The 17581-nt window shown below is 43.1% G+C and carries 11 protein-coding genes; all 11 read right to left on the bottom strand.

All coding sequences use genetic code 11. From position 1 onward, the window contains the following. Positions 1-110: 110 nt before the first annotated feature. Positions 111-1958, bottom strand: a complete 1848-nt coding sequence (locus MHB64_RS15075; RefSeq protein ID WP_256989692.1) for an ABC transporter ATP-binding protein — start codon at positions 1956-1958, stop codon at positions 111-113. After that, on the bottom strand, positions 1945-3684 hold the full coding sequence (locus tag MHB64_RS15070; RefSeq protein ID WP_341134752.1) for an ABC transporter ATP-binding protein: 1740 nt from the start codon (positions 3682-3684) through the stop codon (positions 1945-1947). Before MHB64_RS15070 ends, MHB64_RS15075 begins: the two co-directional genes overlap by 14 nt. An 11-nt stretch (positions 3685-3695) precedes the next feature. Continuing rightward, positions 3696-4181: a nitroreductase family protein gene (locus MHB64_RS15065; RefSeq protein WP_094868742.1), complete on the bottom strand. Its 486-nt coding sequence runs from the start codon at positions 4179-4181 to the stop codon at positions 3696-3698. Then, positions 4168-4551 carry a hypothetical protein gene (locus tag MHB64_RS15060; RefSeq protein WP_094868741.1) on the bottom strand — a complete coding sequence of 128 codons (384 nt, stop codon included), beginning with the start codon at positions 4549-4551 and terminating at the stop codon, positions 4168-4170. The genes MHB64_RS15065 and MHB64_RS15060 overlap by 14 nt, the downstream gene beginning before the upstream one ends. 129 nt (positions 4552-4680) lie before the next feature. Next, entirely contained in the window at positions 4681-6120 is a 1440-nt protein-coding gene (locus tag MHB64_RS15055) for a DUF6179 domain-containing protein (RefSeq protein ID WP_341134751.1), read from the bottom strand. Continuing rightward, on the bottom strand, positions 6120-6587 hold the full coding sequence (locus tag MHB64_RS15050) for a DUF6323 family protein (RefSeq protein WP_341134750.1): 468 nt from the start codon (positions 6585-6587) through the stop codon (positions 6120-6122). The genes MHB64_RS15055 and MHB64_RS15050 overlap by 1 nt, the downstream gene beginning before the upstream one ends. A gap of 231 nt (positions 6588-6818) precedes the next feature. After that, a complete protein-coding gene (locus tag MHB64_RS15045; RefSeq protein ID WP_341134749.1) occupies positions 6819-13424 on the bottom strand; it encodes a GH92 family glycosyl hydrolase in 6606 nt (2201 codons plus the stop codon). Between the two features lie 26 nt (positions 13425-13450). Further along, a complete protein-coding gene (locus MHB64_RS15040) occupies positions 13451-14245 on the bottom strand; it encodes a carbohydrate ABC transporter permease (RefSeq protein ID WP_373455870.1) in 795 nt (264 codons plus the stop codon). 29 nt (positions 14246-14274) lie between these two features. Then, positions 14275-15246, bottom strand: coding sequence for a carbohydrate ABC transporter permease (locus tag MHB64_RS15035; RefSeq protein ID WP_341134748.1), 972 nt, complete (start codon positions 15244-15246; stop codon positions 14275-14277). A 60-nt stretch (positions 15247-15306) separates the two neighbouring features. Next, a complete protein-coding gene (locus tag MHB64_RS15030; RefSeq protein ID WP_373455869.1) occupies positions 15307-16617 on the bottom strand; it encodes an ABC transporter substrate-binding protein in 1311 nt (436 codons plus the stop codon). 167 nt (positions 16618-16784) lie between these two features. Then, entirely contained in the window at positions 16785-17567 is a 783-nt protein-coding gene (locus MHB64_RS15025) for a response regulator transcription factor (RefSeq protein ID WP_341134747.1), read from the bottom strand. Positions 17568-17581: the final 14 nt, after the last annotated feature.

Raw genomic sequence — 17581 nt, 5'->3', positions numbered from 1 at the left:
AGCATACAATGTCGCGTTTCGGCGGTCAATTCGATGGTCTGTGGTCACCTCTCTAACAAAAAAACACTGATCCAAGTCAGTGTTTTTTCAACAGCCATATAATTATTTCTTTAAATCGCTCGTTTGAACTGGGTATTGTATAACTCGTAATAGGCGCCCTGCATTGCAAGAAGCTCCTCATGATTTCCTTGCTCAGCAATTCCTCCACCCTGGATCACGAGTATACGATCTGCGTCCTGAATCGTACTAAGCCTGTGGGCAATTACAAAGCTTGTTCGACCCTTCATCAAATTCTTCATTGCCTGTTGAATGTGCATTTCCGTACGTGTGTCTACGCTACTGGTTGCTTCATCAAGAATTAATATGGCAGGATCAGCTAAAATTGCGCGAGCGATTGTTAACAGTTGGCGCTGTCCATGACTAAGATTACTACCTTCTGCATTAAGAAGGGTCTCGTAATCATGCGGCAATCTTTTGATAAAAGCATCCGCATTGGCTAGCCGCGCAGCTTGCTCAATCTCTTGATCGGTCGCATCAAGTCGGCCAAACCGAATATTCTCACGAATGGTTCCCGAGAATACATGCGCATCTTGCAGCACCATCCCTAGCTGACTACGAAGTGAATTTTTATCTACCTCTTGGATGTCACGGCCATCAATCCGGATGGCACCTCCGTTCAAATCATAGAAACGACTCAGCAGGTTAACAATAGTTGTTTTACCTGCTCCTGTTGGGCCAACAAGCGCAATTTTCTCCCCAGGTTTGGCTTCAAACGTAACTCCAGACAGAATCGGTGTATCCAATTTGTAAGCAAAGGAAACGTCCTGGAAAACAACCTCCCCTTTTAGCCTTGGCAGATTCTCACTTTCTTCATCCCCATATTCGGACGGCATCTCCAAAACTTCAAACACACGCTCCGCTCCGGCAATTGCAGATTGGATTAAATTGTACTGGTTAGCAAGATCAGAAATGGGTCTACCGAACTGTTTGGAATAGGTAAGGAAGCTAACGATTATACCTACTGTAGCCATGTTATGGAAGGCCATCCAGCCCCCAACCCCGGCTATGATCGCAAATCCAAGATTATTAATCATGTTCATCACGGGTCCCACTAGTCCAGATACGATTTGTGCCTTAATGCTGACCTTGTTCAGCTCTCCGCTGATTTTGCGGAATCGCTTAACTTCCGCTTCTTCTCTATTGTATTGTTTGACCACTTTTTGTCCGCTGATGGTTTCTTCGATAAACCCGCCCAGTTCACCTAAATGCCGCTGCTGATTTCGAAAATAAGTTCGGCTTAAACCTATAATTTTACGACTAGCCAGTAGTACGAGCGGAATTGTGATTAGTGAAACTACGGTCAAAGGAACGTTCAGCATGAACATTATAACGAGCGAACCGCTTAGCGTAATCAAACTATTTAACAACTGGGTTACACTCTGATTGAGTGTGCTGGATACGCTCTCTATATCGTTCGTTGCCCGGCTCATCAGCTCTCCATTAGCTCGTGTGTCAAAAAACTTAATAGGTAGCTGCTGATACTTGCTGAACAGATCACGACGCAGCTCAAATACGGTATTCTGTGAAACAGATGTCATGACGTATGCTTGCACCCAAGCAACTACACTACCTAACCCATAAATGCCAATAAGGAGAATACAAAACCGCACAAGACCATGATAATCATGCGGAATAACCGCAGTATCAATCGCTTTACCGATGAGATACGGTCCGATCAATGAAAGAAGTGCATTCAACACCGTAAATACATACACAATAATTAACCCGAACCGTTGGCGATTCAAGTAAGTCCAGATGCGTTTAAGCGTACTTGCTTGATTCTTGGCGCGGACGATTGGTACAGCGCCGCCGCGTCCGGGGCCTGATCCCGGTCCTGGGCCGAATCCGCCTGGTCGATTGAAAGGAGTGGTGTTCATGCCGTTATTAGACTTTGACATAAGGCATCTCCTCCCCCTTTATCTGCGACTTCCAGATATCTCTGTATATTTCACTGCTGCTCATAAGTCCATCATGTGTACCTTGTATAGCGATTCGACCGTTTTCTAGAATTAATATGCGGTCCGCATCAATCACAGAAGTGACACGTTGAGCTATTAAAATATTTGTACTGCTATGTAGCCGTGTTTTTAACATTTGTCGAATTCGCGACTCTGTCGCCGCATCAAGGGCGCTAGTACTGTCGTCCATGATTAGGATTGTTGGCTGTATTAACAAAGCCCTTGCAATCGAAAGCCGCTGCTTCTGCCCACCAGACAAGTTAATCCCTCTTTGACCAAGCACTGTATCATAGCCTTCTGGAAGTTCTATAATAAAAAGATGCGCTTCAGCGGCAATTGCTGCTTGTTCCACTTCTTCATCTGTAGCCTCCGGTCTGCCATAGCGGATATTATCCCGGACTGTTCCACTGAACAGAATAGCCTGCTGCATAACATAACCGATCCTGCGACGCAATTGTTCCAAAGAAATTTGCCGAGTGTCGGAACCATCAATCGTAATAGATCCAGAGGATACATCATAAAGACGAGGAATGAGGCTAACCAAGGTTGATTTACCAGCACCAGTGGCTCCAAGGATGGCTACGGTTTCACCTGGCTCAGCAGTGAAATTGATGCCATCTAACACAAGGTTCTCATCCGCAGGATCATAGGCAAAGGAAACGTTGTCAAATACAATTCGACCGTTAGATATAGCATCTTTCTTAGCATCGGTTACTTCTGTAATCTCGCTGATTGTGGACAACACTTCATTCTCCCGATCTGCGGAGACTTTTGCACGCGAGAAGAATATGAGCATATTACTCAGCATTAACATGGACATCAATAGTTGGGTGATGTAGTTAATAAAGGCGATCAACTGACCTACCGGAAGCGTGCCATTCCAGCTCTGCGCCCCTCCAAACCAAAGGACAGCTACAATACTTGCATTGAGCACTAGCATCATGAGCGGCATATTTAATGACATTAGGCGTACCGCTTTTATCGCAGTCTCTGTGTAATCCTTGTTGGCTGTATTAAACCGTTTCTCTTCATGTTTGCCACGAACAAATGCTTTGACTACACGGATGCCCGATAAATTCTCCTGCAATACGGTATTGACTCCGTCTAATTTAGTTTGCATTTTCTCGAACAAAGGAAAAGAAAGTCGAATTAACCCATACAATATGGCAACCAGCAATGGCACGGCAACGACAAGAATGAGCGTCAACGTAGGACTAATCCGGATGGCCATCACCAAACTACCAATCAATAGCAATGGAGATCGGATATTCCGCAAAATCATCTGGACAAAGGTTTGTAGCTGCACCACATCATTTGTTAAACGAGTAATTAACGAACCTGTCTTCAATTGATCCAGATTCTTATTTGAGAATTTCTGAATATGTTCAAACAGATTGATCCGTAAATCATTACCAAAATTTTGAGAGGCGATACTTGAAAAAACGGTACAGCCCACCCCACCCAATAGACCGATCAATGCCACTCCAAGCATGATCAATCCAGTCGAATATATATGTGATACATCCTTCGTCATAATCCCATGATCCACAATGCTCGCCATTAATGTAGGTTGAAGCAAATCCATAGACACTTCGATCATCATCATAAGTGGTGCTAACACAGACCACACCCAATATGGCCTTAAGTAACTCTTAAGTTTCCACATTCCATCACCTTTTAAGATAAATATGTGATTTTTGATTTCATCGGTGTTCTTGGCTTAGCATTTGGAACTTCCTCTGGATATCCAATACCAAATAGTCCAATCACATCGTAATCTTGCGGAACACCTAGAATTTCACGATTATGAGGCAAAGCACCTAAAGAAGCCCAATAGGCACCAACCCCCACTTCATGTGCTGCTAATAAAAAGTTCTGTGCGAAACAAGCGGCAGCCATAACATTCTCGTCACGTTCAAACGCTGTTGCACCAGGTTTAGATAAGATAGCAAGAACGACAGGAGCGCTTCCAAAATTCGTCTTATGCTTTAATTTAGCTCTCGTATCAGGCCCGATAAATAGGAGTTCCCAAGGTTCATTCATACGATGGTTTGGAGCATAACTAGCTGCTTCCAGCCATTTCAATAAATCATCCTCATGAATGGAATCTGCCTTAAATTGCTTAATACTTCTACGCGTTTTAATAAGATCAATGGTTTTCATTTTCAGGATCAATCTCCTCTTTTTTAGTATCACAAACCGTCTTCTCTTCAGTTGTTACTTCGTGAATCTGAAAAATATGAATAAACTCTTCAATGATCGCTTCTGTTGCCTTCAGTTCACCGCTAATCACTTGCTTGATCGAATCCAGCTCCGGTGTTTGCAGCTGCCGCTGTAAAGTGGCTCGATTCACATTAAGCTTTTCCAAAAATGCTAGAGCTCTGCCGCGACGAAAAGTTTGAGCACTTTTTGGGGGACCATCCATAGAATCCATCCCATGTCTGCCCATATGCTCACGATCTCTATGCTCACCACGGTCTTTTTGTTCCCCATGTTCTCGATGGCCGCGTTTTCCGAAATGTCCATCACGCATATTAACCCCTCCTTTGTTGTATACATATGTATACGAGTCGCTTATGTATACAAATGTATACGCGCAAATGAAATCTGTCAAGTTATTTTGGAACACCATACTTACTTTTTATGTTTGTCTTTGATCAGATCAATAGAAATTAATTTTTTCATAATCAATCATATAGATGAGTTTCTCAATGGATTGAAGTCGATCTGGGCTTAACCTCTGCATATATTCAATGAAGTGCTTCTTCCATTCCTCTTCGCTTCCGGCATGTTCTGATACCATTGCTTGAAAACTCAAAAATCCGGTCCGCAGATCTTCGTAAAAAACAATCTTAGCCAAGATTGTCAACTCCATGCCGCCGAAAAGTACGAATAACGCTTCATATTCATCTCCGTAAAGACTATCCGATTCAAAAACATCCAAATAATCGTGAAGAGAATTCAGATTGGATTTGATGAGCTGGGCTTTTCTATCTTTCTTATCAATTTGCGTGACGTCAACCAACAATTTTCGTAGTTTAATATCACTCAAGCGATCTTTTAGGTTTAAAGAAAATTCAACAGGTTTAATTCTCTCTTCTTGCTGGGTAATAATGAGTCCCTGCAAACTGCAGGAATTAGCTGCATTGACGATCCGCTGCACCATCTGGTTCCTGTGTAAATTCATGTAATCTTTCATTCTCGAATCGCTGATATTCAGATCATTCAGAAGACTTCTGATTGCTTCGCCAACAATGATATCCACTCGATCTGGAGTCACTTGAGTTAATAACCGTTCTATTTGCTCAAATTGATAAGCCGAAATCTTAACCTGACCTGTATTCCCACCTGATAAAACGGAAAAAACAGCACTATTCAACATCAATTCATAAATATTAAACAATTCGATCCGGTAATCAAATTTATACATTCTTCCAAAACTCTCCAACGTATTGAGAAGATCACCTTGGCTGAACAACTGACAAAATTTCGTTTCCATATACAGACGTTCTAAATATTGTTTAATGTAAAAGACGCCCTGAAGACGCATATCATCGATCGCAAGCGGATAATCAATACTTGCCATAGTATTATGAGCATCAAAGATAATTCTGTATTTCTTCATAAAAATAGGCAAGGATTCATTAATGGTCATATTATAGGCGTCAACCGGAACATTCAGCTTATCTTCTTTGACTAGTTTATAAATTTGTTTCGATTCTTCAAAACATGTACTTACAGTCTCGATTCCTTTTTCATAGCTACTTTGTATATCAACCGTTTTTAGAGAAGTCATTGCCTTCTCTGGAGTTCCCAAGCTAAGGAAATAGGCATCAATTGCGTATAACATGGAAGTTAGAAGACTTTCTGCCGTTTCCGTGGGAACTGAAGAACTCTCTCCTTTAGTGTAGCGTTTGATCAGATTCTGTAGGACGAGCATGAGCCTATTTTGGATGTTGTAAATTTCCTGACGGTTCAGCAATCCATTACGAAATCCTTCGTTTAATAAGGACACCGTATACTGATTTTGTTTGAGATTCTTTCTTTCAATGATTCCTCGCTCAACTAATGTTTGAAAATCGTTGTAATTCATCGATCCCATTAGTCATCATCCCCTTCAAGAGCCTCATATAGCTGTATCTCACTTCTGAAGACCTCTGCGTACTCCTCAAGCTTACTTTTCAGTAAATTCAGAGAACCTCCGCAATCTCCGTCAAAAAGCTTTCTCATCATCTCGATCATCCTACAGTCACCGATCTTCTCTTCGGTTTCATTTTTTATATAGTAAAAAATTTCGTGAAGCTCATTTAATGTGAAAAGATAGTCGTCTTCATTGATATAGGGAGAAGCGGAAAATAACTCAATGATCTCCTTGGTGACCTCTATACTTAGTTCCACGCGTCCATAGTTGTTAAGCACCTGGTTTCTGGTATTCATCATTTGCCGTACTTCATCAGGTGTTAAAATAAGTCCATATTCTTTTGTTTTCTCATTTAGTTCAAGGATCTGAACCACCGCTAGTTCCTCTATAGAAGAATTTAAGGAATTGAATATTCGCGATAAAAACATAATTTCCCTCCCCCCACCACTTTTGCTGAATATCCTTGAGAAAACAGTTAAATGCTCCGAAAATAGTAGTTGACAACATATTATTATTGTGTTATAATATATAAATTATTTTCGCATATATAATATATTGTTAATTCCTTATTTTGTCAACAAAAACATCACAAAAGAAGACCTCTGAATGTATCAGAAGTCTTCTTTTTTAATGAATTACGCAGCCCATCTTAATAACAGTTAGAAAATTTCCAACAAATTATAGATCACTTGAGCTGCCTCCGCACGAGTCGTAATGCCTTTCGGATCAAAATTGCCTGAATCACGCCCTTGAATCAATCGCAGTGATACAGCCGCCTTTACATCATCGGCAGCCCATGCTGCAATTTGCGCTGCATCTGTAAACAAACGGCTTGAACCTTCGGCCTTGCTCCCTTTAACCGCATCATACGCACGTATGATCATGACAACCATTTCCTCACGCGTTATCTGAGCCGTTGGATCAAATCTGGAAGTACCTTTACCTTTTACAATGCCCTCTGCTACTGCGACCGCGATCGCTTTCGCATACCAATCGGTTGCTTTGATATCTGTAAAGGTTGGTTCACTTGCATCATTTGTTCCCTTCAGCTGGAGCGCTCTGACAATCAGTGCAGTAAATTCAGCACGGGTCACACTGCGCTGTGGCTGGAAGCTAGTCAATGAGGTACCCGTAATAATTTGCTTCGCCGCCAATTCTTTAATGATGCTAGCAGCCCAGTGTGTAGAAGGTACATCAGCAAATTTCTTTGTCAGCTCAAGAGCGATATACTTACCAGATTGATTAATCTCGCTAACAATGTTGTTATCAGCGCTTACCCCACCAATATATTCCAGTAATCCATTATTCCCAATCAAGTAAATACCCGTTAATGGCGAAAGGATCGAAGGGTCCAAATGGAACCGAATTGTGATGCGCGGATCGAATTTATCCAGCGTTGTTATGACTCCAGCTTTGCCGATCAGCGCCAGACTCACATCATATCCTTGCCCGGCTGAACGGATATCTGCATTCATCGTATTTTTGCCTGCAGCCATCGCTCCATTCACTTCAGATTGTGTAAGTGACGTCAGCTTTAAAGATATGCTGCTGTTTTGCAGATCCGTTGCACTAAGCTCGCCGCTTAGCTGCTTAAACAGTTTGGCAGGAATAACGATCGTGAAGTTATCCAGCTTCACTTCCAGCTTGCTATCGCCTAGTAGGTTAAAGGTATCGGAAGGAAGTATTAATTCTTTAGTCCCAGCTGGCATCTCGAGAGTTGCAGTTCCGTTGATGGGGACAATTTGTGCCGGCTTAATTGTCACCTCACCTACCTTACCCTTTTCTTCAGTAGGAGGTGTTGTTGTAGATGTATTCCCTCCCGGACTAGGGCTCGAAGGATTTGGATTGGACGGTTCCGGGTTTGAAGGACTGGATTGAACCGTAAAGTTTACTTTATAAAAGAACTTCGTACTGCCGTCTTCTGCAGTTACTTCGATCACCGAAGTTCCCGGCAGGCGATCCGTGGCCGTCACATTCACTGTTGCCTTCGAATCCGTCGGATTCGCGGTTAACGTAGGTACGTTTACTGTACCCGCAGGCAGAACAACTTCATACGTATCCACGCTGCTATCGAATCCTGCCAAGGCTGTACCGTCGATCATAATGCCGCTTAACGTGGCGTCACTGTTTTTCGTTGGCTCCGGTTCTTGCTCCTGGACCGTAAAGTTAATTCTGTAGCTAAGCTTTGTGATGCCGTCTTCCGCTGTTACCTCAATCGTTGTCGTGCCCGGTAAATGATCCGCAGCAGTCACAATCATCGTCGCATTGGGATCATATGTTGTAGCTGTTACCGTAGGAACGATTTCTGTACCGGCTGGTAAGATAATATCATAGGTATCCTTGTTGCTGTCGAACTCTTGTAAACCTGTTCCATCCATTGAGATCCCGCTGAGCCTAGCATCTGTTCCATAAGGTACATCTGCTAAATGATAAATCCGAATATCGTCGACGTACCCTCGGAAATCACCGGTATGTCCTGTGGCATTAAATGAAATGAGGATTTTGTCGGCAACTTTACCTGCGGCAACCTCTCCGATCTTAGCAGATACGGTATTCCAGGTATCCAGCTTTAATACCTCACCCTGAGCCAGTGGATTCAGAGGGGTTCCATTCTGATCCACTGCGTTTAGATCATGCAGATAAGTTCCATCATCAAACAAGATGTCCATCGAAATATAGGCACTTAGCTCTCTTTTATGCTCAAGCTGTGTAATGGCATCAGGTCCTTCAGGATGAATTCTGTATGTGAGCACCGTGGAGGGCTCAATCACAAATCCAGCTTCGAATACCGGATTATAAGAATAACTAGCTTCGGTAACCGTTACGTTGCCTGAATACAATAAAGCAGAATTCGTTATTCCTTGTTCTTGATCGATATCCACGCTGCCGGCTTTTGATTCCATCCCACCGATATTGCAGCACCATCCATTAACATTGTGTGTTTCTAGCCTGAAGTTGTTCCATGCCGGTAGAATATCTCCTGTTTCCAGTCCTGTTGTGAAGTCCTCTTCATGGGGTAGATCATTTCTGCTCCATGCCTTTACAACAACATCAAAGGTCTTGGTCTGACTAACAGCTCCCTTGCTTATTATCACTGTTAAGGTGACTGTTCGATCTGGTTGACCGACATCCGGACGCTTTACGACTTCACCCTTATCGCTTAATACCGAAGTGTCAGTGCTGCTCCAGGTAAGTGTCGTTCCCTGCATACCAAATTTCGGAAGCTCAATTCCTGTTGTGATATGACTTACATCCCCGAGCTGTAATGAGGTCATTGCGATAGCAACCGCGTTCTCATCACTCACATCATTGCCTAAAAGCTCGATTTCGGCCAATGCTGTACTAGTTCCACCGTTCGTTTCTGTAATCTCTAACTGGTAGCGAGAGTACTCTGCTTCACCAGTGATTGCAAAAGCACGCGTATATTGGCGCCACTGGAAGCTTTCATCCTTTCTAGCATCAAGGGTGTCCCAAGTGACCCCATCGTTTGAACCTTTGAGCACCCAGCTCTTGGGATCGCTCTTTTCGCTTCCGAGGCCGGAAGAAGTCAAGGTATACATACTAATCTTCTCTGGACCTGCGGTAAATTGATATTGAATAGTAGGATTTGTGCTATTAATCGATACCGTGCTGGCTGAATTATTGTCAAACAAATTCTTCAGAGAAACCGTAGAGGTTCCAGCATTATCCGTGACCTTCCCTAAACCTTGGGAAATCAACTTATCAGTACGATCACGTATAGGACGTGGTACGTCAGTGCCAGTGGTGAGTGATGGTGAAGCATTATCATCTCCACTCCCCCACTTCGAAGGCGTTGCACCCATATCGAAATCAAGTGTTGCACCATTTAATAGGTCGGAATGGAGCAGATAGTTTTTGCTGTAATCCACTCCGTTGAGCTTTAAGCTCTGCACATATTTATGGGTATTACTATTGTTTGGAGCATTAATAACGATTTGTTTACCATTTTCCAGATTGATCGTTGCTTTTTTAAATAAAGGTGCTCCAATCGCATATTCTGGACTTCCCATCTTCAACGGATAGAAGCCCATCGCACTGAAAATATACCATGCCGACATTTCACCGTTATCTTCATCTCCAGCATAACCTTGACCGATCTCACTGCCGATATATAACCGGTCAAGCACTTCTCGAACCTTCTCCTGTGTCTTCCATGGCTCCCCGGCATCGTTGTACATATAAGGAATATGATGGGATGGTTGATTACTATGTCCGTACTGCCCCATCCTTACATCTCTTGCTTCTCTCATTTCATGTATTAAACCGCCGTATGTTCCCGGGTATTTCGCCGTTTCTGGAGTGCTGAAGAATTCATCCAGCTTGTTGCTTAGTTCTTCTTTACCACCATATAAATTGGCTAGTCCCTGCCCATCTTGGGGCACATGAAAGGCCATATTCCAGCCATTCGTTTCGGTGTAGTCTCCTGAGCCTCCGCCCCAAGCTTCTGGATTGAAACTAGCTGCCGTATCTCTCCATTCCCCATTACTAGAACGTCCATTAAAAAAGCCCAGATTAGGATTAAACATATTGACATAGTTTTGAGCACGATTGATGTAATATTGATAATCGTCTTTGTAATGAGCGTTATAGGGATCAGAGGTATCATTTTTCTCGGCTAACGCTTTAGCCAGATTAGCAATCCCGAAATCATTGATATATCCGTCCATCGCCCAAGACATGGCTTCTCCCAGATTGTTATAACTCGTATATCCATTAAATACAGAGGTATTCATCCCTTTGCGTCCTACATTAGCGTTAGGAGCGTTGGTAGCCGCATCCCTAAGCGCAGCCTGATAGAAGCTCTGCACGTCAAAATCTGTAGCCCCTTTCAAATACGAATCAGCAAAAGCAACATCCGCACTGGTGCCCACCATAATGTTCGCATAACCCGGAGAGGACCATCTGGAGATCCAGCCACCGTCTTTATATTGCTGAACGAATCCATCGATTAGTTCGCTATCCTTAGATGGGGTCAGCAATGCGTAAGCTGGCCAAGTTGTGCGGTAAGTATCCCAGAAGCCATTATTCACAAAAGCTTTCCCTTCAACTATCGGAGCACAGGTTTCCGTCTCAGTACTTCCACTACAAGTTCCCGTTGCAGATTGGTTAGCATGCTTGTATATTGGATTCCCAGCACTGCCAACGTTCTCATATGCAGAGTTCGGCCATAAGTAGAGTCGATATAGATTGGAGTATAAAGTTACTAACTGATCCTCCGTTGCTCCTTCAACCTGAATGATTCCAAGCAGCTGATCCCACTGCGTTTGTGCTTTCTCTTTAATCTTGTCAAAGGAGTCTTGAGCTGTAATCTCTTGATTTAAGTTGTTTTTTGCTTGTTCTACGCTAAGTAGTGAAGAGGCGATTCTCATCTCCACAACCTTATCGGTTGTAGTATCAAATTTATAGTAACGAGATACGTTAGCTCCTCCACCGTTTGCGGTAGGATTTCCTTTGGCTACTACAGGCTTATCGAATGTTGCATAATAAAACATACGTGTAGCGCCATTAGAATTGCCACTCTTTTGATCTGAATAACCTTGAATCGATCCATCCGCATTTAGAGTCATTCCACCACTATTGCTTTGATTATCAAATATCAGGTTGGAGCTGTTGCCTGTAAAAGTAAACCGGAACATCGCAGCGTGATCTGTAGGTGTAAACTCCGTTTTGATACCGTTTTCAAAAGTAACTCCGTAATAATATGGTTTCGCTGTTTCATTAGCATGTTTAAATTCCAGTTGCCGTGTTGTACGATTCGCGCTAGGTGTACCTGCCGTATCGGATGGCATGACCTGGAAGGTCTGACGATCACCCATCCAAGGACTTGGCTCATGGCTCATCGCAAAGGCTTGAATAACAGGTAGATTGTTGGCACTATTATTCAGGTTATAGGCATAAGCCCAATCTGATCCGGCATCTGTTTTTGGAATCCAAAAGTTAAAGCCATGCGGGACAGCAACAGCCGGAATATTATTGCCTCTAGAGAAGGAGCCGTTCGATTGTGTCCCTCTAAGAATATTTACATATTCTGAAAGTCGTGAGTGAGAGCTCTCAACGGGATTCCCTTCAATTTTAATATCGTCAATCGTTCCTTTAAACCCTGTTCCTTTTTCAGCAGCGGGATTATCGTAAGCGATCAGTATCCGTTGGATGGTTTTTCCGGCAGCTACATCGCCGATCTTAGCGCTTTTGAAATTCCACTGGTTATTATATAACGTTTTAGACTTCCCTTGATCTTGAGGATTGAGTTTGATTCCATGCTGGTCTACCGCACCTAGCTCATGCAAATAGGTCCCGTCTGCGAAGAATAAATCTACCGATGTATAGGTGCTCGTATATAACGTCTGATCTTTATCTGTAAACTCCGGCGCAATATAATAGGAGAGTTCTGTAGAAGGAGTTACTAGGATATCTGTATCGTAAATTTTATTGTACGCATATGCTCTTCCGTTCACGGTATTCGTACCAGAGATTGTGATAGCTTTTAAACCCGTCCAACCCGTACTTGTTTTAGAGGTATATAGGCTTGTCGGGCCGTTAGTAACAGAAGCTTTCATGTCTACGGAGACTGGCTCTGGCTGGTCTATTCCATTAGATAAAGCTATTTCCGCTAGCTGCAACAAGCTTTCCCCATTATTTTTGGTAATATCGAACTTATAATATAAATATGGAGTAATTTGATTTGGAATATCATAGATTTGACGTTGGTAACGGTTCGGAAAACTCACATCCGTTCGCGTATCTAATAATGTCCATGTCGCATCATCATTAGAGCCATAGAGTTTCCAATCTTTCGGGTCTCTCCCATTCGCATCATTAGCTGAGGTTAAGGCATATTTGGTTATGGTATCTGCTGCCTGCAATTTGAACTTTATCCAACCGGTTGAGGTTCTGGTCAGCCACTTGGTTGTTTCTGTACCATCTATCAATTTATCTTTCGTTTCGTTGGGAGGATTTTCACCGTTAACCTGAACATCCACTATATTTTTTGTAATATCCCCTTGAATTCCTGTAAAAGGTAGATTTCCATCCACACCAAAAGTCATTTTTTCCTTATTTGCGTTTAGTTCTGTGGTATTCTCAATGGGCTTCACGTCACTGGATTCAAAAGAACTGAAGAAATTCGTAGCATCAACAGTGGGCGCAGCATTGGCTATTTCGATCGGTGAAATGGGAATACTCCCTATCAGTAAAGAGACTGTAGAAGCAATAGTGAACAAAACCCTAAATCGGCGTTTATTCATGTACACAACCCTCCAATGAAGAAATATCAGCCTTTAATTGAACCCGCAAGCAATCCCTTAATAAAGTATCTTCCTAGGAAAATATAAACCAGCAACGTCGGCAACGCGGCAAGTAACGCACCTGCCATCTGCACATTCCACTCCACAATCTGGCTTCCGGACAAGTTTTGTAGAGCCACCATGATGGGTTGCTGCTTCTGCGATGTGAGCGTGACCGCGAACAAAAACTCGTTCCATACACTCGTAAACTGCCATATTCCCACCACCACGAAACCGGAAATCGACAGCGGGAAGATTACATTTTTATAGATTCCGAAAAAGCCATTGCCATCAATTTGCGCTGCTTCCAACAATTCGTTAGGAATGCCTACGTAGAAATTGCGGAACATCAATGTACAAATCGGCAACCCGTATACCACATGCACAAGAATCAAACCCGGAATTGTATTATAGAGCTCAATCGATTGCAGAAACTGAATTAATGGAATGAGAATACTTTGATAGGGAATAAACATACCGAATAACATTAATGCGAAGAGAACATCTGAGCCTTTAAAACGCCACTTAGAAAGCACATAACCATTCATTGAACCCAATAAAGAGGAGATTAATGTTGCGGGAATGGCCAAATAAAAGCTGTTGATCAGATTCGGAATGAGCTTATTGTAAGCTTCACGATAACCCGAGAAATTTAGTGCAGAAGGCAACTTCCACATTTGATCCAATGTAATTTCATTCAAGCTTTTGATACTCGTAACCAGCATGACATAAACGGGAACCAGAAAGACCGCAGCAAGCACAGTTAATAGGATATATTTCATGGTTCGATTGAACCGTGACTTGGCCATGGTTAAGGTCTCTCCTTTCTGAAACCGGAAATTAAATAAGGGACAATGAAGAGAGAGACAAACAGCAGCATAATAATCGCGATTCCTGCACCCTGAGCGTAATGATTCCCTCTGAAGGTGGTCTCGAACATATACATACCGGGAACATCGGTAACGAACATAGCTCCTGGGCCTGTCATCGCATAGATTAAGTCAAATATTTTCAGAGAGATATGTGCCAAGATAATAATCAAGCTCATAGAGATGGGTTTCAACTGAGGAATAATCACTTTGCGGAAAATTTGCCCTTCTGTGGCGCCATCCACCCGTGCCGCTTCGCGCAAGTCATCAGAGATCGCCCGTAAGCCAGCCAAATACATCGCCATGGCAAATCCCGTCATTTGCCAGACGGCAGCGATCACAACAGCGATTACTGCGATCGGCAATCCAAATTGAATTTGTCCTAGATGTAAAGAAGGAATGATGGTTGTACTTACATACCAGTTGGGTACATCTTTAAGCCCTAACCCACTAAGGATCAGATTGACTCCGGTTTTAGGAGAAAGGATCCACTGCCAGACCACGCCTGTAACGATAAAAGATAATGACATTGGAAAAATAAATACATTTCGGAAAAAGGCTTCCCCATGAATTTTCGAATCTACCATTCTAGCAAGAAAAAGACCCGTGAACATGGATAAGGCAATAAATAGTACTGTAAATGCCAACGTATTCCGTAAATCAGACTGAAAACGGAAATCCTGAAACAAAAAACGATAATTATCAAGGCCAATAAAATGATTAGTCTTCACCAATGTATTCCAGTCGGTCAGAGATACAAAAGCCGTTCTGCCGATAAATCCGTATACAAAGATACCAATAACAATCAATGAGGGCAAAATCATTAGAATAGGAAGACTTTTCGTGAGATTCCAGCCTCTACGAGGCTTGGGGGAAGGCTGAATAGGAAGCTCGGCAGTTGTTATTTCACTCATATCTTCACTCCTAAGAAGGAGGGCCAGGAACGCAAGCAGAACGTCCTGACCCTTACTGTTCTACTTGATTTCTGTGCTTTGCGCCTGCTTCAGAGCTTTTAAGGCCTGATCGACATCTCCATTCGTTACGAAAATATTAACGACCTGATTAGCTTGTGTGGTGAAGCCTTCTGGCGCAGCAGAACCGTGCGCCATACTAGGAGCTAGTTTACTAACTTTGAAATCCTCGATCGTCTGTTGCCCATAAACATCATATTTGTTTTTGTCAGCATCGATCCGTGCAGGTATGGAGCCCTTCAGCGGATTAAACACATCCTGGCCTTCGACAGAACCTAGAACTTTTAACCACTCTTTCGCCGACGCTTCATTCTTAGCACCCTTAGGGATCGCGAATGTGTCAGTGATGACCATAAACATGCCTGATGTATTAGGCGTTGGCGTCCAGCCAAAATCTTTGTTTGCTGTTAGTTGAAGATCTGTGGTGAAGTAACCTTTCGCCCAGTCCCCCATAATGTTCATGGCAGCATCCCCTTTAGCAACCAATTGGGCGGCATCCTGCCAGTTCCGTGCAGCGTGATCGTTGTTGATATAGGTCATCATTTTCTTAAATGTCTCTAAAGAGCTCTTAACCTTAGCGTCGTCAAAAGAAAGTTCTCCCGTCCATAGTTGCTTGTAGCCGTCTGCCCCGAGTTCTCCAAGCAGGATATTCTCGAACACCATTGTTGCTGTCCACGGTTCTTTATCCCCTAGAGCAAGCGGCACAATTCCTTTTGCTTTAAGCGCATCCGCAACTGCAAAGAATTCATCAAAGGTGGTTGGAGCTTTCAAATTGTTGTCGTCAAATATTTTTTTGTTATAGAACACTACATTTCCCCGATGGATATTAACGGGCACCGAGTAGATATTCCCATCCTGACTGACAAGATCAATCAGATCTTTCGGGAACTTATCCATCCAGCCTTCTGACGCGTACAAATCGTTAAGAGGAATTACTTTGTCGGCTGCTACCCAACCGGAGTTTAGCTCCGAGCCGCCATGAACCTGGAAGGCATCCGGTGGATCTCCGCCTTGCATTCGACTGGCGAGCACTGCTTTGGCATTCGTTCCTGCTCCACCAGATACCGCTGAGTTAAGCACTTCAATATCCGGCTGCTTACCTTGAAACTCTTTGATCAGACCTTTAAGACCCGCTTCTTCCCCTGCTCCGGTCCACCAGCTGAAAATTTCAACCTGCTTTTTTTCTTCAGGTTTAGCCGGTGCAGGAGTGGATTCCACTTTAGATGAGGTTGATTCTGGAGATGGAGATGGCGAAGCGGAAGATGATTGATTCGAATTGCCGCCACCACAACCCGACAGCAGCATACCGCCCATGGCTACAGTTGTAAGCATTAGACCCAGTTTGCGTTTCACTTGATTACCCCTTTCAATCCACCGTATTGTAAACGCTTTACACTACTCATATTAATGGATTGAAAGGATTGAAATAATGTGGTGATTCTATCTTTTCTTCCGCTTTTTCACCCTAAGTCCCCCCGGCTCTATGCATTTCTTTTTCTGTAATCTCCTGGTGACATGCCTGCATTCTTCTGAAACCATTCACTGAAGTAACGTGGATTGGGATAACCAACGGCTTCTCCAATCTGATAAATTTTCAAATTGCTGTCGACCAGCATTGCATATGCTTTGTCCATTCTAATTCGGGATAAATAGTCGCTGAACACTTGCCCGCTCTCTTGACGAAATAAGCGACTGAGATAATTGGGAGTCACGAACAGCTCCCCCGCTATATGTGACAATGAAATATCTTCCGCATAATGTACTTGGATAAATTGCAGGGCTTTTTTGATTAGATAAGAGCTTGGTTCCTCTACCGGTTCAACTGTCGTAAGCGCAGATGATTCCTCGCCATCCTGCTTGCACAAGGCTTTAGCCTTCATAAGAGCGATTTCAATTTCTTCCACATCCGCGGGCTTAAGCAGGTAATCCACAGCTCCCAGTCGCAAGGCCTCCTGAGCATATTTAAAATCTCCATAACCACTGAGGAAAATAACCTTAATCTGTGATAATTTACTGGAGGGATCATTCCTCGCCTTCTCGCGTAACCGAGCTACCAGCTCAAGACCTGTCATATTGGGCATACGAATATCGGACAGAAGGATATCGGTCGAATCTTTTTCCAGATAATCTAGCGCTTCATTTCCATCTTGAAAAACTTTGACCAACTCAATACCAAGCTTCTCCCATTCGATATGCTCACTTAATCCTTCACGAATCCAAGCCTCATCATCGATAATCATTGCCCGACATGTTGTATTAGTCATTTATGCTCCACCTC

The organism is Paenibacillus sp. FSL K6-2859 (assembly GCF_038008265.1).
Classification (GTDB): domain Bacteria; phylum Bacillota; class Bacilli; order Paenibacillales; family Paenibacillaceae; genus Paenibacillus_AQ; species Paenibacillus_AQ nitricinens.
The sequence above is the reverse complement of the archived record's forward strand: the minus strand, read 5'-3'. Positions and strand labels throughout refer to the sequence as shown.